Here is a 24,393-nt window from a genome sequence, read left to right on the forward strand (position 1 = left end):
TAGCAAATCAGTGGCGATTCACTTTTTCCTTCAAACTTCACGCCAAAAGCATGGGATGCATCGTAAATAACCTTGAGTCCATTATTAGAAGCAACTTTTTGAATTTCCTCGTGATTACATGCGTTACCATAAATATTCACTGGAACAATAGCTTTGGTGTGTTCAGTTATGTGAGACTCGATTAGCTGTGAATCGAGGCACCAGGTTTGTTTGTCAACGTCACAAAATACAGGCTTCAGACCCTCCCAAACCATGGAACTAGCTGTAGCTACAAAGCTAAAGGGACTGGTTATCACTTCTGATTTAACCCTTAAATCTGATTTTATGTTTAGAGCTTTGAAAGCGATTTGTAGGGCTAGCGTTCCGTTTGCAACAAGTAGAAGATTTTCGACTCCCAGATAGCTCTCGAGCCTCGCTTTAAGCTTATCGTGTAACGGGCCGTTATTTGTAAGACGTTCGGTTTGATATATCTCATCAATGTAGGAATATAACTTGGCCTTGTCCGGAAGATGAGGTTTTGTTACTGGGATCATAAGTTAAGCTCTTTTAATATTCCCCAAAACTTCCAATTGTTTTGAAGTTACTGCCTACGATTGGAAATATGGCTATTCTTTTATAATATCATGTTGCCACTATGTCAGCCTAGTTGCCCAGTTGGCAACACTATCAAACAGTTAAAAACAAAAAAACCGACCATCACGTTACCGTGGATCGGTCTTTTTGGAGCAAACCCGCGACCAGACCGGTGTTTTTCAACTGTATTGTCCTACAAAACTATCTAATGGAATAGATTAAAATCTTTGCTATAGTAATAACAATGTTATTACGCTTGAAGGCGAGGCTTTGCATGGAAATACAAATCCGAAAAATTGGCAATTCAAAAGGCGCGGTTATTCCGGCTCCGTTGTTAAAGGAGTTAGGACTTGATATTGGTACCTCAGTGGATGCCCATACCGAAAACGGTCGCTTAGTCCTTGAACCAAAACGTGCGCCCAAATACCAGTTGGATGAGCTGCTGCAACAATGTGACCCACAGGCGGCAGTGCCCGATGATTTGACAAATTGGGAACAGGCTAATGCCGTTGGTAACGAATTGCTATGAAGGTTTTTGACCGCGGTGATATCGTACGAGTCGACCTAAACCCGACCAGAGGACGCGAACAGCAAGGGGATTTTAGACCTTGTCTGGTCATTTCAACGAGGACTTTTAACCAGCTAGGTTTGCACTGGCTGCTACCTATCACTCAAGGCAATAATATCGCTCGTTACCAAGGCTTTGCTGTTACTTTGATGGGCGCTGGAACTGTTACACAGGGCGTTATTTTGACCAATGCTATTCGTGCGATGGACTTGAACGTTCGGCGTTCAGAAAAAGTAGAACAGGTGCCCAATAGTGTTATTGCAGAAGTAAAGGCTAAGGTAGAGGCTATTCTTGAGGGGTAGCTGCTAACGTTTGTTAATGGTAACAAAAAAAACGTGAAGGCATACTAAATAGCCGTTTGTAGGCTATCTCTCAATTTCCTCTTACATCACGTAAATTTGACTAGACTTTAATCCATTCTCAATAGTGTTGACAGAAGTTAACATTCAACTACAATTGAGTTTTCTATCAGACGGCACCCGAATAAGGAAATTCAGGCGGCTATCGACTTTGCGTTAGTTTATGGCTGGCGTTTTATCCCGAGCCGAGGTCACGCATTTGGACGCTTAAAATGCTCCAAAGGACACAGACAGCACCAATTAAGTGTTTGGTCGACGCCAAAAAATCCAAAAACCCACGCACAAAGGATAGTAAAGCAAGTTATGGTTTGTGAGGAGTCAATATGACTGTTTATAGTTTTTCGTTGGTGCTGGATGGCGTCAATAGTGAAACGCCGAAACTCGAAGATCAACTGTACGAAGCGGGTTGCGACGATGCTTTGGTTTGCTTCTATGGACGAACTGTTTACTTGGTTTTTGACCGCGAATCAGAAAGTTTTAAGCAAGCCGTCTTGTCTGCTATTCAACAAATAGAGTCACTAGTAGGCTGTCGAGTCAAAGCGGTGGATGCCGGCGGTTATGTCGGGGTCAGTGATATTGCTGAACGAAGCGGGTTAACAAAGCAATCAATTTCATTATTGAAGGAGGGTAAACGCGGCAAAGGTGATTTTCCCTCCCCGTTATATCGTCTTTCAGGTCGGCAGCCATTATGGCAATGGAGCGAGATAGCAGAGTGGCTAGCGAATTACGATAAGTTGCCACAGAACTTGGCGAAAAACGCAGAGCTCGTTAACGATTTAAACCTGGCTTTACAGTTGAGAGAACCGAGCGTTAAGAGAAATGTGGATGTGTTGCTCAGTGAATTGAATACTTAGCTGAGTTAATTTAAGTTAGCGATAGTAATAAAAAAACCGACCAACACGTTACCGTGGGTCGGTTTTTTCAGTGTTAATGGCGATCTCGCGGAACGCCGTTAACAACGAATGCTGATTAAAGTGCTTGGATCTTAGCGTTTAAACGGCTCTTATGACGTGCCGCTTTGTTTTTGCTGATAAGACCTTTAGTCGCGTAACGATCCAGCATTGGGGTTACGTCTTTCATTGCAGCGTTTGCTGCTTCTTTATCTTTGCTTTCAATTGCTGCGTTTACACGTTTAAGGTAAGTACGCATCATTGAACGACGGCTTGCATTGTGGCGGCGATTTTTCTCGGCCTGAATCGCACGCTTTTTAGCAGACTTAATGTTAGCCAAGGTGAACTCCTAAATTCATTAACAGAACGCTTCTCTTATAAAGGTTGGCGATTATGCCGTTTTTGCCGCAAAAGTCAACAGCTGGAGCGATAAAAATAAGAGATAATTGACCTTTAGGTTTTGCTATTTCGCATGGCGAAAACAATGTTGATAGGTTATATTTCGGGTAACACTGTTGGAGGAAATATGTCTCGTTTATCATCGCTTTTGAAAAAGCATCGTCAGGAAATTCAGCAAATTGCTGAAAAGCACCATGCGAAAAACGTGAAGGTGTTCGGCTCTGCTGTGCGACAAGATGACTCTGCAGATAGCGATCTAGACTTACTTATTGAGACAACGCCAGAAACAACAATGTTTGATATTGGAGCTATCAAGTTTGAGTTGAATGAGCTACTGGGCGTTGAAGTGGATGTGCTGACCCCTAATAGCTTGCCTATGCATTTTAAAGAAAAAGTTGAGCAGGAAGCTCGTTTGATATGACCAGCAAAGAAAGCAGGGCTGTAGATTACTTAAATCATATTCGTGACGCGATAGAGCGCATAGAGTCATACACTTCTGAGCTAGATGAAAATACCTTTCTAAGTGATGAATTGGTTCAAGACGCCGTTATACGCAACTTGGAAGTTGTAGGTGAAGCGTCCAATAACTTATTAAAAAATTGTCCGATTACTGTCTCTAAGTTTCCTGATATCCCCTTAACCTCTGCATACCAAATGCGAAACGCGATTGCTCATGGCTACTTTAAAATTGATTACGAATTGGTATGGCGTACCATAGAACGTGAGCTTCCAACAATGCATGAACAAGTGAAAGAAGCACTAGAAAAAATCGCAAAATAATAATTACAGCACGTTTAGGGAATTAAAGGACTACCTGTGTCTAAGTCGTTACTTAAATCCGGTTTCATCGTAAGCTTCATGACCCTTATTTCGCGGGTTTTGGGCTTAGTGCGCGATGTAGTCATTGCCAACCTAATGGGGGCGGGTGCGGCAGCGGACGTATTCTTTTTCGCTAATAAAATCCCTAATTTCCTCCGGCGTCTATTTGCCGAAGGCGCATTTGCTCAGGCGTTTGTGCCGGTACTTACAGAATACAAGCAGGGCAAAGAGCTGCCAGAGCAACAACTCTTAATAGCGAGGGTGTCGGGTACGCTGGGCACTATTATTACCGTGGTCACGTTATTCGGCGTTATAGCTTCGCCCATTGTCACGGCGCTGTTTGGTATGGGCTGGTTCCTGGACTGGTGGCACGACGGGCCGCAGGGTCATAAGTTTGTGCTGGCCAGTGACTTGCTTCGCATTACCTTCCCGTATTTATGGTTCATCACTTTTACCGCCATGGCGGGCGCCATTCTCAACACGCTTGGGAAATTCGCGGTCGCGGCATTTACCCCAGTGTTTTTAAACATCGCGATTATCTCTGCCGCTATCTGGCTAGCACCTAACATGGAGCAACCCGAGTACGGTTTGGCGTGGGGTGTATTCTTCGGTGGTTTAATCCAGCTGTTGTTCCAAATTCCGTTCCTTAAAAAGGCGGGCTTGTTGGTGAAGCCTAAGTGGGGCTGGAAAGATCCAGGCGTCACGAAAATTCGCAAACTCATGCTGCCGGCTATTTTTGGGGTTTCGGTGAGCCAAATTAATCTGTTACTCGATACGCTCATAGCCAGCTTCTTAATGACCGGCTCTATCAGTTGGCTGTATTACTCAGACCGGCTTTTGGAATTTCCACTGGGGCTTTTCGGTATCGCCATAGCAACGGTCATACTGCCTGCGCTTTCTTCGCGCCATGTTGATAAGTCCACACAAAACTTCAGCGCCACTTTGGACTGGGGCGTGCGTATGGTGCTGCTTTTGGGCGTACCGGCTATGGCGGGGTTATTTGTACTTGCCGAACCTATGTTAATGGTGCTCTTTATGCACGGCGCCTTTAGCCCGGAAGACGCGCGCATGGCGTCGTATAGCTTAATGGCTTATGCGACAGGTTTAGTCAGCTTTATGTTGGTAAAAGTACTGGCAACGGGCTTTTACTCGCGGCAGGACACCAAACGCCCGGTCAAATTTGGCATTATTGCCATGGTTTCGAATATGGTGTTTAACGTCGCGCTGGCCATTCCCTTTAGTTATGTAGGCTTGGCAATGGCAACGACGGCGTCCGCGGCTATTAACGCAGGCCTGTTGGGCTTTACCTTATATAAAGAAGGGGTTTTAAAAGCACAGTCAGGCACGTGGCGCTTCATCGTTCAGGTGATTTTGGCAACGGCAGTCATGATAGGCGTCATTCTATGGCTAAACCCAGACGAAACAGCATGGCAGCAAAGTAGTTTAGTGGAGCGGCCGTGGATACTGGCACAAATGATCGGTGCCGGTGTGGCAGCCTATTTAGTGACCTTGCTTGTCACGGGTATGCGACCGCGACATTTCCGTGCTCGCGAGTACTGATTATCACGCGGTTATCGGTTATAATCGCGACTTTCTCAAACGACCTTAAGACTGTTCGGGTATGGAACTGATTCGCGGTACTCACAATTTACGAGACGAGCATAATGGCTGCGTGCTGACCATTGGTAACTTCGATGGTGTGCATTTGGGCCATCAGGCGGTATTGGCTCAGGTGCGTGAGAAAGCGAAGCAGCTTGGTGTTCCGTCAGCAGTTATGACCTTTGAACCGCAGCCGCAGGAGTTGTTCCAACCAGAACAAGCACCGGCACGCCTGACCAATTGGCGCGAGAAGTATACGGCGTTAAAAGTGCAGAATATCGACCGTCATATCGTTATTGAGTTTAATAAGAAATTCGCCAGCCAGCCGGCTCAGGAATTCATTGAGCAAACGCTAGTTAACAAGCTAGGCGTAAAATTCCTGGTAGTGGGAGACGACTTTCGTTTTGGCTATAAGCGAGAGGGCGACTTTGAGCTCCTGAAAAAAGAAGGTGACAAGCTGGGCTTTGAAGTGGTCGACACGCGCAGTTATCGTCAACAACAACAGCGTGTCAGCAGCACCGCCATTCGCCAAGCTTTGGATGAAGGTGACTTTGAGCTTGCCGAACAAATGCTGGGCCGACCGTACCAAATGATGGGAAAAGTGGTTCATGGTCGCAAGAACGGCCGGACGATTGGCTTCCCTACCGTCAATGTGCCATTAAAGCGTCTTAAAAGCCCGTTGCATGGGGTGTTTGCCGTAACGGCGGCACATCAGCAAAGCGGAGAGGCCTATTCGGGGGTGGCCAATTTGGGCACTCGACCCACATTAAATGGCGACGAAGTGCAGCTAGAGGTGCATTTGTTTGAGTTTTCAGGCAATCTGTACGGTCAGAATTTAACAGTCACTCCGGTGGCTAAACTGCGTAATGAGCAACGCTTTGCGTCGTTACAGCACTTACAAGAACAAATTGAAAAAGATGCCGCTCGCGCACGCGATGCTTTAGCGTGCCGGAGTCAGTAACTATGCGGAAATGGAAACAGTGACTAATGAGTGATTACAAACACACCTTAAACTTGCCAGAAACAGCGTTCCCAATGCGCGGCAACTTGGCTCAGCGCGAGCCGAAAATGCTGGAGCAATGGTATGAAGATGACCTCTACGGTCAAATTCGTGAGGCCAAAAACGGCAAGCCGAAATTTATTCTGCACGACGGCCCTCCTTACGCAAATGGGCAGATTCACATTGGTCACGCCGTAAATAAAATTCTGAAAGACGTTATTGTTAAAGCGAAAACATTAAGCGACTTTGATGCGCCGTATGTGCCCGGTTGGGACTGCCACGGACTGCCCATTGAGCTACAGGTAGAAAAAAAGCACGGTAAACCGGGTAAAAAGCTCGACTTAGCTCAGTTTCGTGAGAAATGCCGTGAGTACGCGCAAACCCAAATTGATCAGCAACGCACTGACTTTAAACGCCTCGGGGTGTTAGGTGACTGGGACAACCCGTACCTGACTATGAACTTCAAGCAGGAAGCGGACAGCGTTCGGGCATTAGCAAAAATTATTGATAAAGGCCACTTGCACCAAGGTTTCAAGCCGGTGCATTGGTGTACTGACTGTGGCTCGGCTCTGGCCGAAGCGGAAGTTGAGTATAAAGACAAAAACTCGCCAGCCATTGATGTCCGTATGCCTGTTGCGGCGACAGCCGAAACCGTTGAACGCTTTAGCACGCCAGAAGGGCATGTGGGTGAAGGCGATGTCAGCATGGTTATCTGGACCACCACTCCGTGGACCATTCCGGCAAACCGTGCGGTAACTTTGGCCGAAGGCCTCGAATACACGCTAGTACAAATTGAAGCCGACGGTGAACAACCGGCAGAGCGGGTCATTCTGGCGGATGATTTGGTAACAGATTGCATGGAGCGCTGGAATATTGCGCATTACCATAAGCTTGGCTTCTGCAAAGGCAAAGACTTAGAAGGCCTGCAGCTTCAGCATCCGTTGTTTGACTTACAGGTGCCGATTATTTTGGGCGACCACGTTACGACTGAAAGCGGTACAGGCTGTGTCCACACGGCACCGGGCCATGGTGTTGACGACTTTTTGGTCGGTCAGAAATACGGACTGGAAGTCTACAATCCAGTGGGTGACAACGGCGTGTATAAAGACGATACGCCGCTATTTGCCGGTCAGCATGTCTTCAAAGCGAACGAACCTATCGTGGATAAGCTGCGCGAAGTTGGCAATCTGATGCATGCGGAAAGTTACAACCACTCGTACCCGCATTGCTGGCGCCATAAAACGCCGATTATTTTCCGTGCAACACCACAGTGGTTCATTAGCATGGACAAAAAAGGTTTGCGTGCCGGCGCATTAGATCAAATTAAAAAAGTGGGTTGGTTCCCTGAGTGGGGGCAAAGCCGTATTGAATCGATGGTTGAAGGACGTCCGGACTGGTGTATTTCGCGTCAGCGAACTTGGGGCAACCCTATTGCGGTTTTTGTTAACCGCGAAACCGATGAGCTGCACCCGAACACGTTGGAGCTAATGGAAAAAGTCGCACAGCTGATTGAGAAAGAGGGCGTGCAGGCGTGGTTCGATTTAGAGCCGGAGACGTTGTTGGGCGATGAAGCGAACAAATACCGTAAAGTCACCGACACGCTGGACGTTTGGTTCGACTCAGGTGTGACGCACCACTGCGTGTTACGCGAATTTGATGGTTTACGTTGGCCAGCAGATTTGTACCTGGAAGGCTCGGATCAGCACCGTGGCTGGTTCCAGAGCTCATTGGTCACAGGCGTCGCTATGTATGACGAAGCGCCATATCACCAGGTTCTGACACACGGCTTTACTGTTGACGCGCAAGGTCGCAAGATGTCGAAGTCAGTGGGTAACGTGGTTACGCCGCAAGACGTTATGAATCAGCTGGGTGGCGATATTCTGCGCTTGTGGGTTGCTTCGGCCGATTATTCAGGCGAAATGACGGTATCCGATGAAATTCTGAAGCGCTCTGCCGATGCGTACCGCCGTATTCGTAATACGTCACGCTTCTTGTTAGCGAATTTAAGTGGTTTCGACCCGAAAAAAGATACCGTTGCGATGAACGATATGGTCGAGCTGGATCGCTGGATTGTCGGTCGTGCCGCAGATTTACAGAAGCAGTTACTGGAAGCGTATGACAATTATCAGTTCCACAGCGTGGTGCAAAAATTAATGCACTTCTGCTCGATTGAACTGGGCAGTTTCTATCTGGATATCATTAAAGACCGCCAGTACACGGCTAAGTCCGATGGTTTGGCACGTCGCTCTTGTCAAACAGCATTGCATCATATTGCCGAAGCCTTAGTTCGCTGGATGGCGCCAATTTGTAGTTTTACGGCTCAGGAAATTTGGGGGCTGTTACCGGGCGAGCGTGGCGAGTATGTATTTACTGAAAGCTGGTATGAAGGCTTTAGTGAGTTTGCCGGTGTGAGTGACGCTGAAAACGCCTTCTGGATGCAGCTGCTGGACGTACGTGACACCGTTAACCAGGCGCTGGAGCAATCTCGCCGTGACGATGTTATTGGCGGCTCTTTGCAGGCAGAAGTAACCTTATATGCTGATGATAAGCTGGCGACCTCTCTAAACCGTTTAGGTGAAGAGCTTCGTTTTGCGTTGCTAACGTCTGAAGCTCGTGTTGACGCATTGGACAATGCTCCAGCTAATGCGGTTAAAGCGGAGAAATTGGCGTTGGCGGTGGAAGTGAAGCAAAGTGCGTATAAGAAATGTGAGCGCTGCTGGCATCATCGTGAAGAAGTCGGCACTTTGTCAGCGCACGATGACTTGTGCCAGCGCTGTGTAACTAATATTGATGGTGAAGGTGAGGAGCGTCGTTTTGCCTGATTTCGCACATTCAAAAAGAGCCACTGGCTTACGCTTTTTGTGGCTGACGCTGTTACTGTTCGTGATTGACCAGGTCACCAAAATTTGGGTGGCCGGTGAATTTGAGCTTTATGAAAGCCGTGTTGTGATAGAAGGTTTATTTAACTTCACCTATGTTCATAACTATGGTGCTGCGTTTAGTTTCTTAAGTGACAGTGGTGGCTGGCAGCGTTGGCTGTTTACGGCTATCGCGATTGCCATTAGTGTGGTGCTGCTTATTTGGATGCGCCGTAATCCAGTGGGTTTATGGCGTCAGAACCTGGCTTTTGCACTGATTTTAGCCGGCGCAATAGGCAATGTTGCCGATCGCTTGATGTACGGTTACGTCATCGACTTTTTCGATGTGCATTATCAAGGTTGGCACTGGCCCGCGTTTAACGTTGCTGATATGGCAATAACAATAGGCGCCGCTTTGATGTTGCTGGAAGCCTTTTTTGATAACCGTCGTGACAAGTTAGACGACGGCGACAAGTCGTAGGGGTACGTTTTGAGTCGTTTACCAATTGAACATGGCCGCGAAGTGGTCATGCACTTTACCATTAAGCTGACCGACGGTTCGGTTGCAGACAGTACGAAAATGTCCGGTAAACCAGCTAAGTTTCGCATGGGCGATGGCAGCTTAACGGAAAATTTTGAAGCCTGTTTAGTAGGGCTTCGTGAAGGCGCTGAGCGTGAATTCACGTTGGAGCCTAAGGACGCTTTTGGAGAGCCTAACCCGGACAACTATTACTACGTTGATTCGGCTAAGTTTAGTGACGATACTAAGCCTGAGGTTGGCGCTATTTTAGCCTTTACTCAGCCGGATGGAACGGATTTACCGGGAATTGTTCGAAAAATTGAAGGTCCAACGGTGACTATCGATTTTAATCACCCACTGGCAGGACAGACGGTGATTTTTGAAGTAGAAATTATCAGCGTTGAGCCGTAACTGACTGAGTCGGTTGAACGCAGGAGGAACTATGCAGATTTTGTTGGCGAACCCACGTGGCTTTTGTGCAGGTGTTGATAGAGCCATAACCATTGTTGAGCGTGCACTAGAAATTTTTGAGCCGCCAATTTATGTGCGTCATGAAGTGGTTCACAACAAATATGTCGTCAATAAATTGCGTGATGCAGGCGCTATTTTTGTTGAAGAGCTGCATGAAGTGCCAGACGATCATATCGTGATTTTTAGTGCTCACGGCGTATCTCAGGCGGTACGTCAGGAAGCAAAAGATCGCGGTTTGAAGGTGTTTGATGCCACTTGTCCGCTAGTGACTAAGGTACATATGGAAGTCACCCGTGCCAGCCGAAAAGGCCACGAGTGTGTGCTCATTGGTCATGCCGGCCACCCGGAAGTTGAAGGCACAATGGGCCAGTATAAAAACGAAGAGGGCGGCATTTATCTGGTTGAGTCGCCGGAAGACGTTGAAAACCTGGAAGTCAAAGACCCGAAAAATCTTCATTACATGAGCCAAACAACGTTGTCGGTTGATGACACTGCCGACGTTATTGAAGCCCTGCGCCAGAAATTCCCAAAGATTAACGGCCCACGAAAAGACGATATTTGCTATGCCACCCAAAACCGTCAGGACGCAGTGCGTGAATTGGCCAGTGACGCGGATATAATGTTGGTTGTAGGAGCGCGCAATAGCTCGAACTCAAACCGTTTGCGTGAGCTCTCAGAAAAGATGGGCACACCGGCTTATTTAATTGATGATGCTGGCTGTATTGATAAGTCATGGCTTGAAGGCAAGGAAAAAGTCGCTGTTACAGCCGGCGCATCGGCACCTGAAGTATTGGTGCAGGAAGTCATTGCCAAGTTGAAGTCCTGGGGTGGAAAAACGGCTGTAGAACTCAGTGGCCGCGAAGAAAACATTACTTTCTCTATTCCTCCAGAGTTAAGACCTCACCCAGCAGCTTAGTTTTAGGGCTGTTAAAATAACTGTTCCGGACTAATATCCAACGCAATAGCGATGCGTTTTAACGTATCGCTTCTTGGGTTATACCCTGGACGCTCCATCTGCGCGACGGCTGATTGTGAAATACCAAGCTTACCTGCTAACTCTGTCTGACTGATTTTCTTAAACTTTCTCCAGGCTGCGACCATATTGCCGCCTGTTGATAGGCTGAGCTCTACTACCTCGTGAGGAATAAATTCATTGCTGTTTTGAGAGTGGAGCAAGGCGATATAATCTTCGTAGGGAATAACGGCATATTCGGGTTGCCCATTTTTCTCAATAATTTGTACGTCAGTAGGTGCGTTCATCTCTCTTTGCGGTTCTTTTTGTCTATTCCGTTTTATTTATTATATATTATAAATAAGTTATTGCTAATTTATCGAGATAACCAAATTTCCAATGAGTACAAACGCCTTTCTCCTCGACTTATCTTGATGTCGACCATGGCATTGTCCTCGTCTAATGAATTCACATTGGAGATAATGGTGAACCCGTTCTCAGTAGTTTGGGCAGGTGGGGGAGACCCACTTCTCCAAGCAATATGGGCATCTTGTATATAGCTATTCAAAGCTTCCACAGCCTGTGCTTTGCGTTCAGCTCTCTCAATAGCAGTTAATCCTATCTGAAGCAGTTGTTGGCTGCTTACAGCCCACATAGCCACAAGTGCGGAAGCCACTAATGTTTCAACCAGCGAAAAGCCTTTACTGCTGTGATGACTCATAAAGCACTTTTTGTTGGTTAAAGTCAGCCGCAAGTTGTTCAGAAAGCACTTGCCACTGATGCGCTTGTTGAGCTTCCAGCATTTGTGCATAAAACAACAGGGCAGCCAAGCTCGTGGAGCTAAGGCTTATGAGTGTGACTAACGTCAGTATCAACGCGAATCCTTTCGCTTTCATAATGAACATCCATTTCTGTTACTGAGGGAAAACGGTAATTGTCCGATTAAATTGTTGTTCCTGAGCGCCTTGGGGTGTGTCCCGAGAAACCAATAATGTAATAAACAGCTTTGAGCTGTTTCCAGAATTTAAGGAGGCGTCAGCTTCAACCCGTAATTCCCGAACGTTAAATTGCGCGCTATCGGTTAACGACTGCCAACCATAACCCGTACAGTCCAGCGTCATCGGGTTATGCTGCAATTGATAACTTCGAACCCGAAAACCGACAGAGCCCCCGTTTTGTGTCGGAAAGACATAGCAACCACGCTCCGGGCTTTGTACGTCTGCGACCATCACGTTGCTTAAACTGCTTAAAAACGTCTCTGCGACAGCTTGCCCGCTCAACATAAACCGAGCCTTTGATACCGAGCTATGTTGAGCGCCTTTCTGCCATTGCAATAACTGTTGTGCGGTCATGACAATAATGGCTCCCAGCGACGCAGCAATAAGTACTTCAACCAGGCTGTACCCATGACTTTTTTGAGCGATATTTCTGTCTAGCATAAGGGCAAACCAGGCAAAGACGGACCGTGACTGACGCAGGAGCGAACACGTCCTTTGCTACTAATAATGACTTTAACGGTATTATTTTCGTTCATGATTCGAATATGCCCGGGCGCAGCACCGCCAGAGTCGCCGTAAAATATCAACGGGCTTGTCGAGCTATAGGTAGATTCAGTAGCCGTCCCAAACACATTTGCACGCCCTCCGAGCGGCACAAACTCCGCAGTCGTATTGGTCTCTGTTCTTCGTGCCTTTGCTTTGACTTGGTGCACATACGACAGCCACCGAGAACTTGCCTGCTGCAGCAATAAACTCTCAGTCTGCTGCTTGAACAAAGGCATCGATACGGCGCCTAACCCAGCCGTAATAGCCAGTGCAATAAGTAATTCAATTAAGGAGTAACCGCGCACAGAGCCCCCTGTTATTCAAAGTGCTGATAGTTTATCCGCAGACCCAAAAATGTCTGTAAGCTAGCTCGCATCGTATTGTCAGCAAGTATTTAAAAAGCTGGCTCGATTCTTGAATGAAACACCGCAGGTTCAACTTTTTGACGCAACAGGAAGACGTATGGCGAGCGGTGCCGAAAAGTTAGTAAGTTTAAGAAATTTCACGCAAAACAATGCCCATTTAATTAAAGGCTTTGGTACGCCTTTAGCCATTATGGCCATTTTGGCGATGGTGGTGCTGCCTATTCCGGCAATGGTGCTGGATATTCTGTTTTCGTTCTCTATTACACTATCGCTAGTGGTTATGCTGGTTGCGGTTTATACCCAACGACCACTGGATTTCGCTGCCTTTCCGACAGTTCTGCTTATCGCCACAGTACTGCGGCTTAGCTTAAACGTGGCATCGACACGTATCGTTTTACTCGAGGGCCACAATGGGCCGGGCGCAGCAGGTAGCGTCATTGAAGCCTTTGGTAGTGTTGTCATCGGCGGTAACTACACCGTTGGTTTAGTGGTCTTCGCCATTCTCGTTATTATTAACTTCGTGGTTATTACTAAAGGTGCGGGGCGTATTTCCGAAGTAACCGCTCGCTTTACGTTGGACGCCATGCCAGGTAAACAAATGGCCATTGATGCTGACTTGAACGCAGGTCTCATTAACCAGGAAGAAGCTAAACAACGCCGTAGTGACGTCACACGAGAAGCCGATTTCTACGGTTCGATGGATGGCGCCAGTAAGTTCGTTAAAGGCGACGCTATCGCCGGTATTCTTATCCTGCTTATCAACATTGTTGGTGGCCTGCTCATTGGTATGATCCAGTACGGACTGACCTTCGGTGAAGCGGTAGAAGTCTACACGCTACTGACCATTGGTGACGGCTTGGTCGCCCAAATTCCAGCGCTGTTACTGTCTGTTGCGACTGCAATTATTATTACCCGCGAAAATGACAGCAAAGACATGGGTGACGCAGTCGTTCTGCAGTTGCTCGACAACCCGAAAGTATTGGTTATTTCCAGTTCAGTATTGTTCGCTATGGGTGTTATTCCGGGCATGCCGCATTTAGCGTTTCTAAGCATGTCGGCGGTTCTTGCGGGCGCTGCATACTTCAAACTTAAGAAGAACAAGACCGAGCAAGGCGAGCTGGTTGAAAAAGAACAAGAGCAGCAAGTTCAGCAGGCACAGCAAAAAGAACTGTCCTGGGACGACGTTCGCCATGTCGACACTATTGGCCTGGAAGTTGGCTACCGCCTTATTCCGCTGGTAGACAAGCAACAAGGCGGTGAGCTTCTCTCCCGTATTAAAGGTGTGCGTAAGAAGCAGTCGCAGGAATTCGGCTTCCTGGTGCCCGCGGTGCATATTCGGGATAACCTCGACTTAGGACCTAACAGCTACCGTATTACATTAATGGGCGTGACCATGGGCGAAGCGGAAATTCGCCACGATTGGGAGCTTGCTATTAACCCGGGTCAGGTCTTCGGAGAACTTGAAGGCGAAAAAACCACTGACCCTGCTTTCGGTCTGGACGCAGTATGGATCCGTCCAGAGCAAAAAGAGCACGCCCAAACTCTGGGTTACACCGTAGTGGATGCTGCGACGGTAGTGGCCACTCACTTAAGTCAAATTGTTACTAACCATGCGTCTCAATTGCTGGGTCATGAAGAAGCTCAAGAGCTGCTTGATCGCCTTGGCCGTACGCATCCTAAGTTGGTAGAAGGACTTATTCCTGACTTATTGTCCCTGGGCAACTTCGTGAAAGTGTTACAGAACTTACTGGATGAGGGCATTGCCATTCGCGATATGCGCACCATTGTGCAAACGCTGGTTGAGTATGCCGGACGCAGTCAGGACCCTGACGTATTAACGGCCGCCGTGCGAATTTCTCTGCGCCGACTGATTGTTCAGGATATCTCTGAAGGTGAAACAGAACTGCCTGTCATAACTTTGGCGCCAGAGTTGGAACAGATGTTGCATCAGTCACTACAGATGGCTGGTAACGACGGAAATCAGCAAGGCGCAGGTATTGAACCAGGTTTAGCCGAACGCTTGCAACAGTCGTTACGCGAAACGCATCAGCAGCAGGAAATGAACGGGGAACCGTCAGTGTTGCTGACATCCGGGCTACTACGCTCAACTATGGCGCGATTTGCGCGCCACGCTACCGACGGTATGCGTGTGTTGTCGTATCAGGAAATCCCGGATGACAAACAAATTCGCATTGTCAGCTCAATTGGTGGACAACAAAACAGTGGTGAACAAACCGCTACCTAAGACAACGGGAGTCGCTTGTGAAAATTAAACGCTTTTTTGCAGAAGATATGCGTCGGGGCTTACAGCAGGTTAAAGAAACCTTAGGTGCTGATGCAATCATTCTTTCAAACAAAAAGGTTAACGGTGGAATTGAGCTAGTGGCGGCTGTTGACCCTGACGCGCGTGCGCCGGAAGCGGCTCCAGAAACGTCCGCAAATACTCAGGCGCCGAAGACACAGCAGGAATCGGAAGTGCCGGCTCAGTCTTTGGCTGAGTTGTTACAGCGCCAAAATGCGACGTCTGCGTCTGCGCCTCAGCAACCTGAACCGCTAGCAGCGACTCAAGAAGACCATAGCGGTTATCAACAAATGGCGCACCAAGCTGCGTCAGCTCAACCGAAGCAACCACAAGCAGATATTTTCCCTGAGCAAATGAACACACCTGACAGTAACGACTCGGAAGCGATAGCGGAACTGCGCTCACAGGTTAACGGTATTCGTCAGCTGTTAGAGCACCAGTTAAGCGGCCTCATGAAGCAGGAAATGGAGCGCGAAGAGCCTGTGCGTGCCATGTTAATGCAGCGACTCATGACAATGGGCCTTAGCGAACGTATTGCTGACCAAATTGCCTGCTTTATTCCTGAAAGCAGCTCAGACGAAGATGCCTGGGAGCAAACCATGCATTTGTTGGAAGGTCAGCTGAATACCACCAACGACGATATTTTGACACGCGGCGGGGCTGTTGCTCTTGTCGGTCCTACCGGCGTGGGTAAAACCACCACTATTGCTAAGTTGGCGGCGCGTTATGCACAGCGTCACGGCGCGGATAAAGTCGCATTGATTACTACTGACACTTTCAGAATTGGTGCCAGTGAACAATTACAGACTTACGGACGTATTATTGGCTGTCCGGTGAAAGTAGCAAAAGATGCGAAAGAATTAGCTGACTCTTTGTTGTCGCTGCGCGATAAGAGCCTGATTTTAATTGACACAGCGGGTATGGGTCAGCGCGACAAGCGCTTAAGCGAGCAATTGGGGCAGCTTATTCAGAACACACGCCTGAGAGTTCGACCTTACCTGGTATTGTCGGCAACCTCACAAAACCAAGTGTTAGATGACGCGGTTAAGCAGTTCAAAACACTACCTTTGTCGGGTTGTATTTTTACCAAACTGGACGAATGCTTAAGTTTAGGAGAAAGTATCAGTGTGGCAATTGAAAACGGCCTGCCTGTTGGTTATGTGACCAATGGTCAGCAAGTGCCTGAAGACATTAAAGTTGCCGACGCAAATTATCTGGTGTCTGAAGCCGAGCGATTAATGGACAAAAGCATTTGTTCCTCGGTATCAGACGTGCCAAAATCGTACTGGAATGCGCCGTTTTCTCGCTGAGTGAGCCGTTATAAAATGACGCTGTTGTCGAAGAAGTAAAATAAGAGATACGCCCGATGGATCAAGCAAGCGGTCTGCGAAGAATGAAACAGTCAAAAGTAAAAGTCATAGCTGTCACAGGTGGTAAGGGTGGCGTGGGTAAAACCAACGTGTCACTGAATATGGCCATTGCTATGGCGAAGCAAGGGAAACGAGTACTGGTACTTGATGCCGACCTTGGCCTGGCCAATGTTGATGTCATGCTGGGCTTGCGTGTCGAACGCAATTTGTCCCATGTACTGAGCGGCCAATGCGAACTGGAAGATATTTTAATTGAAGGCCCGGGCGGCATAAAAATCGTTCCCGCGACATCGGGTACTCGCTCGATGGTTGACTTAAGCGAGTCAGAGCATGCCGGACTTATCCGCGCGTTTAGTCAATTGCAGGGAAATTATGACACTCTTATTGTCGATACGGCTGCCGGTATCGGTAACACCGTCGTCAGCTTTGCCCGCGCTTCGCAGGATGTCCTTGTGGTCGTCTGCGATGAACCTACCTCAATTACCGATGCTTACGCACTGATAAAAGTTTTAAGTCGCGAGCAGGGACTCTTCAAGTTCAAAGTGGTTGCCAATATGGTGCGCAATATGCGCGAAGGGCAAGTACTGTTCAATAAATTGACTAAGGTCACCGATCGCTTTCTTGACGTAGCGCTTGAGTTAGCGGCAATTGTTCCTCACGATGAAAACCTGCGCTTGGCGGTTAGGAAGCAACAACCGATGGTGTTGGCCTACCCTAAATCGCCAGCGTCACTGGCGTTTAAAGCATTAGCGAAGAAAGCTCTGGACTGGCCAATTCCTGCTCAGGCAGGAGGGCATTTAGAATTTTTCCTTGAGCAATTGATAACTTCTGCCGATAACGGGAGTAAGCGGGATGTTGCCAATGAATAAAGCCGCCGCTTATGCCGCAACAGCCGACAACCGTAACGCTATTATTGAGCAGCATACGGGGCTGGTTAAGCGAATTGCACATCACATGATGGCGAGGTTGCCTGCGAGTGTGCAAGTCGATGACTTAATTCAAGCGGGCATGATAGGCTTATTAGAAGCGGCGCGGAATTTTGATAACAGCAAAGGAGCCAGTTTTGAAACCTTTGCCGGAATACGTATTCGTGGCGCTATGTTGGATGAAATTCGTCGTGGTGACTGGGCTCCGCGCTCAGTTCACAGAAATCATCGCCGCGTACTAGAGGCCATACGGCAGGTAGAGAATGACACCGGTCGTGACGCAAAAGACACCGAAGTCGCTAGCAAGTTGGGCATTGGGTTGGATGAGTACCACGCTATTTTGCGTGATGTCAGTTCAGGGCGAATCATCGGTATTGAAGATTTAGGCGTTTCTGAAGATGCGATTATACCGGAGCAAGTGACGGGTTCGGCGTATGAGCCACAGCGCGATGTCGAAAATGCAGCGTTTCATAAAGCCCTGGTATCGACAATTTCTTCGTTACCAGAGCGTGAAGCTTTAGTGCTTTCATTGTATTATGATGAAGAATTGAATTTAAAAGAGATAGGTGAAGTGCTGAGCGTGAGTGAGTCTCGCGTTAGTCAAATTCACAGTCAGGCAATGGTGCGGCTCAAGTCGCGAATGCAGAATTGGGTTGAATAATTTTGGTGGTAATCGAGAGCCTCAGTGGAGGGTGCTTTGGATAAAAATATGAAAATTCTTGTTGTGGATGACTTTTCTACAATGAGACGAATCATTAAGAACTTACTTCGTGACCTTGGTTTTACGAATATTCAGGAAGCCGATGACGGCAACACGGCTCTGCCTATGTTGCAAAACGGCGATTTTGACTTTGTCGTGACCGACTGGAACATGCCGGGCATGCAAGGTATCGATCTACTGAAAGAAATTCGTAAGGACGATAATCTGTCCCACTTGCCGGTTCTGATGGTAACGGCGGAAGCTAAACGCGAACAAATCATTGCTGCAGCGCAGGCAGGTGTTAATGGCTACATCGTAAAACCATTCACCGCTGTGACGTTAAAAGAAAAGCTCGACAAGATTTTCGAACGCATTAGCTAAAAGGGCTATTACCATGTCTGATAAAGCCCATGATATTTCCCTCGAGCAGGCTCAAGAACTTGTGTCTTTGCTCGAAGAGGGAAAGCAGCAACAAGCCAATCAACTTCTGGAAGACGTATACAACCGTCGCAACGACAAACTGTTTACTTCAGTGGGTCAGCTGACGCGTGACCTCCACGAAGCATTGCAGGACTTCCAGCTGGACCCTCGCATTGTGCAGATGACAGAAGATGATCTTCCTGATGCGCAAAACCGTTTACAGTACGTTATTCAAAAAACAGAAGATGCCGCAAATCGAACAATGGATGCGGTAGAGGCGTGTTTGCCGATGGCTGACGACATGCACCAGCGCGTTGAAAGTGTCATGCCGGTCTGGAATCGTTTGATGAGCAACGATATTGAGATAAATGAATTCAAGTCTTTGTGCCATCAGGTCGATGATGTACTTAAGCGCTGTGGTGAAAATATGCCGCAAGTGCATGGCCTTATGACCGAAGTACTTATGGCTCAGGATTATCAGGATATTACTGGGCAGGTCATTCGACGGGTTATTCAACTGGTTGAAGACGTCGAGAAGAATCTCATTGAACTGTTAAAAATATTCGGCAAAGAAGAAGCTCGAAGAGAAGCTGAAAAAACCGAATCTTCAAAGCAGAAAAGTGCCAGTGAGGCAGAAGGCCCGATTATTGATGCCGATAAACGTGATGACGTTGTTGGTGGGCAAGACGAAGTGGACGACTTACTGTCCAGTTTAGGTTTCTAGGAGCATCAGTCGCATGAGCTTTGATATGGATGAAGACATACTGCAGGACTTTTTGATCGAGGCGGGAGAAATCCTCGAGCAGCTGTCTGAGCAGTTAGTTGAGCTAGAAAACGACCCAGAAAACAAAGATTTATTAAACGCGATTTTCCGTGGTTTCCATACCGTGAAAGGTGGCGCAGGCTTCCTGTCGCTAACCGCCTTAGTGGATACCTGTCACGGTGCTGAAAACGTGTTTGATACTTTGCGTAATGGTCAGCGCACGGTTACGTCAGACTTAATGGACGTGATTCTGCAAGCGTTAGACACTATCAATGCTCAGTTTGCCCAGGTTCAGGCACGTGAAGAGCCTGTACCGGCAGATAAAGACTTGCTCGAACTATTGCATAAACTCAGTCAGCCAGAGTCTGAAGACGAGGCGCCTATTGAAGCGCCGGCTAAAGAAGCTGAGCCGGAGCCGGAAGAAGCACCCAAAGAGGAAGCGACTGAAAGCTCAGGCGGCGACGGTATTGACGAGATTCAGGACGATGAATTTGAAGCGTTGTTGGACGAGTTACACGGCGAGGGGAAAGGCCCTGGCGCCGGTAAATCGGAACAGGCGTCAGAAAAGCCAAAAGCGTCTGCTGATTCCACCCAGAGTGACAGCGATGAAATTACCGACGACGAGTTTGAGTCGTTGTTAGATGAGCTGCATGGCTCTGGTAAAGCACCGGTAAGTGCGGAGAAAAAACAAGAAAAACCGGCAGATAGTGACGAAATAACCGACGATGAGTTTGAGTCGTTGCTCGATGAGCTGCACGGTTCCGGTAAGGCACCGACAAAGAGTGTAGATAACGGCAAAGAAGACAAGCCGAAAGATAAACCTAAGTCAGAGAAAAAAGCTGAAGCTAAGCCAGAGCCTAAACCTGAGCCAAAAGCCAAGCCTACAGCTAAACCAGCCGCTAAAGACGATAAACCGAAAGCGGCGGATAAGCCGGCTGACAAGAAACCTGCAGCACCGCAGCAACCAGCAGCAGAAACCACTGTTCGGGTCGATACCAAGCGTCTCGATGACATAATGAACATGGTTGGTGAGCTAGTCCTGGTGCGTAACCGCTTGCTGAGCCTGAGTAACTCAGACGACGCTGATAGCGATGAAATGGGTAAAGCCATTTCTAACCTGGATGTGGTAACAGGTGACTTACAAGGCGCTGTCATGAAAACCCGTATGCAGCCAATTAAGAAAGTGTTTGGCCGCTTCCCACGGGTGGTTCGTGATTTGGCGCGTAGCCTGAAGAAAGAAATTAATTTAGAAATGTTCGGAGAAGATACCGACTTGGATAAAAACCTTGTCGAAGCTTTGGCCGATCCGTTAGTTCACTTGGTTCGAAACTCTGTCGACCATGGTATTGAAATGCCAGATGACCGTGAAGCAAAAGGTAAACCACGGGCAGGTACGGTCACTTTATCAGCCTCTCAGGAAGGCGACCACATTATGCTGTCGATAAAAGACGACGGCGCGGGTATGGATGCTGAAAAGCTGAAAGGTATAGCCATTAGTAAAGGTATTTTGGATACCGATGCAGCGGCGCGTTTGAGTGACGAAGATGCCTATAACCTGATTTTTGCGGCTGGCTTTTCGACCAAAGAAGAAGTGTCTGATATCTCCGGCCGAGGTGTTGGCATGGATGTCGTAAAAACTAAAATCAGCCAGTTAAACGGTAGTGTCAAAATTCAGTCAGAACTGGGTAAAGGCACCGAGCTATTGATAAAAGTGCCGCTCACTTTGGCTATTTTGCCGACCTTAATGGTGGCTGTAAAAGATCAAACCTTTGCATTACCACTAGCGGTTGTCAGCGAAATCATTGATCTGGACATGAAGCGCACCAACACTGTCGATGGTCAGTTAACGCTTATTGTTCGTGAGCGCGCGATACCGCTGTTCTTCCTTGAGCACTGGCTGGTGAGAAACCCAGACCGCTCAAGCCGAAATGAGAATGGTCATGTTGTGGTCGTTCAAATAGGTAACCAACAAGTTGGCTTTGTCGTTGATGCCCTTATTGGTCAGGAAGAGGTGGTCATTAAACCATTGGATAAACTGTTACAGGGCACGCCGGGTATGGCGGGGGCAACTATCACTAGTGATGGTGGTATTGCGCTGATTGTCGACGTACCAAGCATGCTGAAGTATTACGCTAAACGATAACGGGACACACCGTTCATGACAGTTAAAGTTCTCGTAGTGGACGACTCGGCGTTTTTTAGACGCCGAGTTACCGAGATTCTGGAAGCACACTCAAATATACAAGTTATTGGCTCCGCTAATAACGGCGAAGAAGCTGTGGCGCAGGCAAAAGCCTTAAGACCTGACGTTATTACTATGGACATTGAAATGCCGGTGATGAACGGCATTGATGCGGTGAAAACCATCATGGGCAGCAACCCTTGCCCTATTTTAATGTTCTCGTCACTGACTCACGAAGGCGCGACAGCAACGTTAAATGCGTTAGAGGCCGGCGCTGCTGATTTCTTACCTAAGAAATTTGAAGATATTGCCCGTAACCGCGACGAAGCCGTCAAAACGCTGCAAGATCGAGTTCTGGCTATTGCGAATCAGCCTGCAGCGCGAACGCCAACAATTACTCGCACTCCGCCGCCTTCAAGCAGAACCACAGAGCCAGCAAAGCCGAAAGAGCCAACATCAGCACTCGAGCGTATTCGTCAACGCAACGAAGAGCGCCAGAGCCAGCGTGAAGCCGCATCACGGTTAGCTGACACTGCCGGTTCTCTGAGTATTAATCGGGCGTATCAAATTTTGGCGATTGGCACTTCAACCGGTGGTCCCGTTGCCTTGCAGAAAATACTGACGCAATTACCGGGCAATTTCCCGTACCCTATTGTTATGGTGCAGCACATGCCTGCGGCTTTCACTAAGGCCTTTTCACAACGTTTGGATGGTTTGTGTAAAGTGCGTGTGAAAGAAGCCGAAGACGGTGATGTGCTAACTCCCGGAACGGCTTATTTAGCGCCGGGTGGCAAACAGTTATTAGTGGAAGGGCGCTCGGGCAGTGCCAGGCTGCGGGTTAAAGAGGACACCAGTGGGCGAGTCACATACAAGCCAAGTGTCGATTTAACTTTTGCCAGCTTGTCGAAGGTTTATATGGGCAAAGTTCTGGGTGTTATTTTAACCGGCATGGGTGCCGACGGCCGCGAAGGCTCTCGTATGTTAAAACAACAGGGCGCTACTATTTGGGCTCAGGATCAGGCCAGCTGTGTGGTTTATGGAATGCCCCAAGCGGTGGCTTCAGCGGGTATTTCAACGAAAAGTATTAGTTTGGATAATATGGCGCGCTCAATCATGAAAGAAGTCGGTTACAGCGGCGTTTAATAGGGTGCTTATATGATTGTTTGGACGGTAGCTAACCAGAAAGGCGGCGTGGGAAAGACCACCACAACAGTCGCTCTGGCAGGGCTATTGGCCGAGCAGGGTAAGCGGGTTTTGTGTATTGACACCGACCCTCATGCCTCACTGACGTATTACTTTGGCTTTGACTCTGAAGAGCTCACCCACAGTGTTTTCGATGTATTCAGTGCGGGTAAAAACGTTAATCGCGAGCTTATGCGTGAGTGCATACTGCCCACCGAGTTTGACAACTTGAGTGTTATGCCGGCAACCATGGCTTTAGCCACACTTGACCGGAAGCTGGGCACACAGGGCGGTATGGGGCTGGTGTTAAAAAAAGGGTTAGCGTCTGTTGCAGAGGACTACGATTACGTTCTTATCGATGTACCGCCGGTACTGGGTGTACTGATGGTAAACGCATTAGCCTGTTGCAACCGCGTGCTTATACCGGTTCAAACTGAGTTTTTGGCGTTGAAAGGCCTCGACAGAATGATGCGTACGCTTATGCTCATTCAAAAGTCTCGTGGCGAAGAACGGCCATATACTATTATTCCAACCTTGTACGATAAACGAACCAATGCATCGTTGCAGACGTATAAGAAGCTCGTTGGTCGTTATGGTAAGTCGGTGTGGAACGGCATGATACCTATCGACACCAAATTCCGGGATGCGTCGAACGAGCAAACACCGCCGTCGCTTTATGCGCCTAAGTCACGTGGTGTGCTGGCGTATCAGTCGTTATTGATTCACTTGCAACAATTGGAGTTAGGCTAAGTTATGAACAGCAAACACTCCAGCAGTGAACAGGCAATGACCGAGTACCTCGATGCGTTACTGCTCGAGGAGGAAGTGGTTGAGTTCGACAATGAGCCGGTTAAGAAGTTGCTTGAACAGGCGGCCCCCAAAATACAGCAGGTGACTCAGCAAGAGTCGGTGGCACTGAACAGAGATGAAGATTTATTACCTTTAGTTTCTTTAAAAGCGGACGATACTGATACTAGAGAAGCGCTTACTGAGACTGAGACCGTAGTTGAAACGGATACTCAGGTTGAGCCTAAGGTAGACACTGAACAAGTCGCAGAAACTGAAGAGAGCGTTGATGTTGACGATGAAACCGGCGTCGCGACGCATACAGATGTTGAGGAAATGGCTCCAGCGGAAGAAGAGCCTCAGCCAGACGCTATGTCTGAGTATATGGAGGACGACTTTCAGGCGCTGTTCTTTAAGGTGGCGGGGTTAACATTGGCTGTGCCGCTGAAAAGTTTAGGTGGTATTCATCAGGTAGGGAAAATAAGCCCGCTGATGGGTAAACCAAAATGGTTTAAAGGCATAATGACAGAGCGGGAAGGCAAGCTACAGGTGGTTGATACTGCCCGCTGGGTTATGCCGGAGAAGTACACGGAAGAGCTGGAAGAGTCGTTGAACTATCAGTATCTTATAACTTTAAATGACAGTCCCTGGGGGCTGTTATGTGAAGAATTGGTAACCAGTGAGCCACTGCAACCAGAAGCCATTCAATGGCGTAAGGCAGGCAACAATAAACGTCCCTGGTTGGCTGGGGTGGTTCGTGACAGAATGTGTGCATTGCTCGATGTAAACGCATTGATTACACTTCTGGATAACGGTCTGGGACATATCCAGCAAGACTAAATAAC

General features: G+C 48.0%; 28 protein-coding genes. 21 read left to right on the forward strand and 7 right to left on the reverse strand.

The window, feature by feature from the left end; genetic code table 11:
* A partial coding sequence (locus CWI73_RS10140; protein WP_198675184.1) for a DegT/DnrJ/EryC1/StrS family aminotransferase occupies positions 1-533 on the reverse strand: 533 nt, incomplete at its 3' end.
* 314 nt (positions 534-847) lie between these two features.
* Here CWI73_RS10140 and CWI73_RS10145 point away from each other — a divergent pair.
* The 3 genes from CWI73_RS10145 (at position 848) to CWI73_RS10160 (ending at position 2,354) form a co-directional block, all read left to right on the forward strand.
* A complete protein-coding gene (locus CWI73_RS10145; RefSeq protein ID WP_126752685.1) occupies positions 848-1,102 on the forward strand; it encodes an AbrB/MazE/SpoVT family DNA-binding domain-containing protein in 255 nt (84 codons plus the stop codon).
* Complete coding sequence (locus CWI73_RS10150) at positions 1,099-1,443, forward strand: type II toxin-antitoxin system ChpB family toxin (RefSeq protein ID WP_126752686.1); 345 nt, start codon at positions 1,099-1,101, stop codon at positions 1,441-1,443. The genes CWI73_RS10145 and CWI73_RS10150 overlap by 4 nt, the downstream gene beginning before the upstream one ends.
* 380 nt (positions 1,444-1,823) lie before the next feature.
* Positions 1,824-2,354, forward strand: coding sequence for a helix-turn-helix transcriptional regulator (locus tag CWI73_RS10160; RefSeq protein WP_126752687.1), 531 nt, complete (start codon positions 1,824-1,826; stop codon positions 2,352-2,354).
* A 115-nt stretch (positions 2,355-2,469) separates the two neighbouring features.
* Here CWI73_RS10160 and rpsT read toward each other — a convergent pair whose 3' ends face one another.
* Positions 2,470-2,730, reverse strand: a complete 261-nt coding sequence (gene rpsT, locus CWI73_RS10165) for a 30S ribosomal protein S20 (RefSeq protein ID WP_053952959.1) — start codon at positions 2,728-2,730, stop codon at positions 2,470-2,472.
* Between the two features lie 186 nt (positions 2,731-2,916).
* Here rpsT and CWI73_RS10170 point away from each other — a divergent pair, with 186 nt between their 5' ends.
* The 8 genes from CWI73_RS10170 to ispH all read left to right on the forward strand — a co-directional run bounded on the left by CWI73_RS10170 (position 2,917) and on the right by ispH (position 10,972).
* Complete coding sequence (locus CWI73_RS10170; RefSeq protein WP_126752688.1) at positions 2,917-3,210, forward strand: nucleotidyltransferase family protein; 294 nt, start codon at positions 2,917-2,919, stop codon at positions 3,208-3,210.
* Positions 3,207-3,569 carry a HepT-like ribonuclease domain-containing protein gene (locus CWI73_RS10175; RefSeq protein WP_126752689.1) on the forward strand — a complete coding sequence of 121 codons (363 nt, stop codon included), beginning with the start codon at positions 3,207-3,209 and terminating at the stop codon, positions 3,567-3,569. The genes CWI73_RS10170 and CWI73_RS10175 overlap by 4 nt, the downstream gene beginning before the upstream one ends.
* A gap of 36 nt (positions 3,570-3,605) precedes the next feature.
* Positions 3,606-5,168 (forward strand): murein biosynthesis integral membrane protein MurJ, encoded by a 1,563-nt coding sequence (murJ, locus tag CWI73_RS10180; RefSeq protein WP_126752690.1) that lies wholly within the window; start codon positions 3,606-3,608, stop codon positions 5,166-5,168.
* Between the two features lie 61 nt (positions 5,169-5,229).
* On the forward strand, positions 5,230-6,168 hold the full coding sequence (gene ribF / locus CWI73_RS10185) for a bifunctional riboflavin kinase/FAD synthetase (protein ID WP_126752691.1): 939 nt from the start codon (positions 5,230-5,232) through the stop codon (positions 6,166-6,168).
* 26 nt (positions 6,169-6,194) lie between these two features.
* A complete protein-coding gene (gene ileS, locus CWI73_RS10190; protein WP_126752692.1) occupies positions 6,195-9,029 on the forward strand; it encodes an isoleucine--tRNA ligase in 2,835 nt (944 codons plus the stop codon).
* Complete coding sequence (lspA, locus tag CWI73_RS10195) at positions 9,022-9,546, forward strand: signal peptidase II (RefSeq protein ID WP_126752693.1); 525 nt, start codon at positions 9,022-9,024, stop codon at positions 9,544-9,546. The genes ileS and lspA overlap by 8 nt, the downstream gene beginning before the upstream one ends.
* Before the next feature lie 9 nt (positions 9,547-9,555).
* Entirely contained in the window at positions 9,556-9,996 is a 441-nt protein-coding gene (gene fkpB / locus CWI73_RS10200) for an FKBP-type peptidyl-prolyl cis-trans isomerase (RefSeq protein WP_058579513.1), read from the forward strand.
* Positions 9,997-10,027: 31 nt separating this feature from the next.
* Entirely contained in the window at positions 10,028-10,972 is a 945-nt protein-coding gene (gene ispH / locus CWI73_RS10205) for a 4-hydroxy-3-methylbut-2-enyl diphosphate reductase (protein WP_126752694.1), read from the forward strand.
* 11 nt (positions 10,973-10,983) lie between these two features.
* Here the strand turns inward: ispH and CWI73_RS10210 are convergent, their stop codons facing one another.
* The 5 genes from CWI73_RS10210 to CWI73_RS10225 all read right to left on the reverse strand — a co-directional run bounded on the left by CWI73_RS10210 (position 10,984) and on the right by CWI73_RS10225 (position 12,857).
* Entirely contained in the window at positions 10,984-11,316 is a 333-nt protein-coding gene (locus CWI73_RS10210) for a helix-turn-helix domain-containing protein (RefSeq protein ID WP_126752695.1), read from the reverse strand.
* Positions 11,317-11,384: 68 nt separating this feature from the next.
* Positions 11,385-11,729: a PulJ/GspJ family protein gene (locus CWI73_RS10215; protein ID WP_157980636.1), complete on the reverse strand. Its 345-nt coding sequence runs from the start codon at positions 11,727-11,729 to the stop codon at positions 11,385-11,387.
* Complete coding sequence (locus CWI73_RS12515) at positions 11,710-11,904, reverse strand: Type II secretion pathway-like protein (protein ID WP_157980637.1); 195 nt, start codon at positions 11,902-11,904, stop codon at positions 11,710-11,712. The genes CWI73_RS10215 and CWI73_RS12515 overlap by 20 nt, the downstream gene beginning before the upstream one ends.
* 18 nt (positions 11,905-11,922) lie before the next feature.
* Positions 11,923-12,447, reverse strand: a complete 525-nt coding sequence (locus tag CWI73_RS10220) for a prepilin-type N-terminal cleavage/methylation domain-containing protein (protein WP_126752697.1) — start codon at positions 12,445-12,447, stop codon at positions 11,923-11,925.
* Positions 12,441-12,857 (reverse strand): prepilin-type N-terminal cleavage/methylation domain-containing protein, encoded by a 417-nt coding sequence (locus tag CWI73_RS10225; RefSeq protein WP_157980638.1) that lies wholly within the window; start codon positions 12,855-12,857, stop codon positions 12,441-12,443. Before CWI73_RS10225 ends, CWI73_RS10220 begins: the two co-directional genes overlap by 7 nt.
* Positions 12,858-13,014: 157 nt before the next feature.
* Here CWI73_RS10225 and flhA point away from each other — a divergent pair, with 157 nt between their 5' ends.
* The 10 genes from flhA to CWI73_RS10275 are packed head-to-tail and all read left to right on the forward strand — an operon-like array spanning position 13,015 to position 24,388.
* On the forward strand, positions 13,015-15,162 hold the full coding sequence (flhA, locus tag CWI73_RS10230; protein ID WP_126752699.1) for a flagellar biosynthesis protein FlhA: 2,148 nt from the start codon (positions 13,015-13,017) through the stop codon (positions 15,160-15,162).
* 17 nt (positions 15,163-15,179) lie between these two features.
* Positions 15,180-16,529 (forward strand): flagellar biosynthesis GTPase FlhF, encoded by a 1,350-nt coding sequence (flhF, locus tag CWI73_RS10235; RefSeq protein WP_126752700.1) that lies wholly within the window; start codon positions 15,180-15,182, stop codon positions 16,527-16,529.
* Between the two features lie 56 nt (positions 16,530-16,585).
* Entirely contained in the window at positions 16,586-17,458 is an 873-nt protein-coding gene (locus CWI73_RS10240) for a MinD/ParA family protein (protein WP_058579505.1), read from the forward strand.
* On the forward strand, positions 17,451-18,176 hold the full coding sequence (locus CWI73_RS10245) for an RNA polymerase sigma factor FliA (protein WP_088768641.1): 726 nt from the start codon (positions 17,451-17,453) through the stop codon (positions 18,174-18,176). The genes CWI73_RS10240 and CWI73_RS10245 overlap by 8 nt, the downstream gene beginning before the upstream one ends.
* A gap of 36 nt (positions 18,177-18,212) precedes the next feature.
* A complete protein-coding gene (gene cheY / locus CWI73_RS10250) occupies positions 18,213-18,596 on the forward strand; it encodes a chemotaxis response regulator CheY (protein ID WP_053953012.1) in 384 nt (127 codons plus the stop codon).
* Positions 18,597-18,609: 13 nt separating this feature from the next.
* Complete coding sequence (locus tag CWI73_RS10255) at positions 18,610-19,359, forward strand: protein phosphatase CheZ (protein WP_088768640.1); 750 nt, start codon at positions 18,610-18,612, stop codon at positions 19,357-19,359.
* A gap of 13 nt (positions 19,360-19,372) precedes the next feature.
* Positions 19,373-21,541 (forward strand): chemotaxis protein CheA, encoded by a 2,169-nt coding sequence (locus tag CWI73_RS10260; RefSeq protein WP_126752701.1) that lies wholly within the window; start codon positions 19,373-19,375, stop codon positions 21,539-21,541.
* A 15-nt stretch (positions 21,542-21,556) separates the two neighbouring features.
* Positions 21,557-22,723 carry a protein-glutamate methylesterase/protein-glutamine glutaminase gene (locus CWI73_RS10265; protein WP_053952943.1) on the forward strand — a complete coding sequence of 389 codons (1,167 nt, stop codon included), beginning with the start codon at positions 21,557-21,559 and terminating at the stop codon, positions 22,721-22,723.
* A gap of 12 nt (positions 22,724-22,735) precedes the next feature.
* Positions 22,736-23,512 (forward strand): ParA family protein, encoded by a 777-nt coding sequence (locus CWI73_RS10270; protein WP_126752702.1) that lies wholly within the window; start codon positions 22,736-22,738, stop codon positions 23,510-23,512.
* A 3-nt stretch (positions 23,513-23,515) separates the two neighbouring features.
* Entirely contained in the window at positions 23,516-24,388 is an 873-nt protein-coding gene (locus tag CWI73_RS10275) for a chemotaxis protein CheW (RefSeq protein WP_126752703.1), read from the forward strand.
* The last annotated feature ends 5 nt before the right edge of the window (positions 24,389-24,393 follow it).

Origin of the sequence: Idiomarina piscisalsi, assembly GCF_003987095.1 — a bacterium.
In the GTDB taxonomy this organism is placed as follows: Bacteria; Pseudomonadota; Gammaproteobacteria; order Enterobacterales; family Alteromonadaceae; genus Idiomarina; species Idiomarina piscisalsi.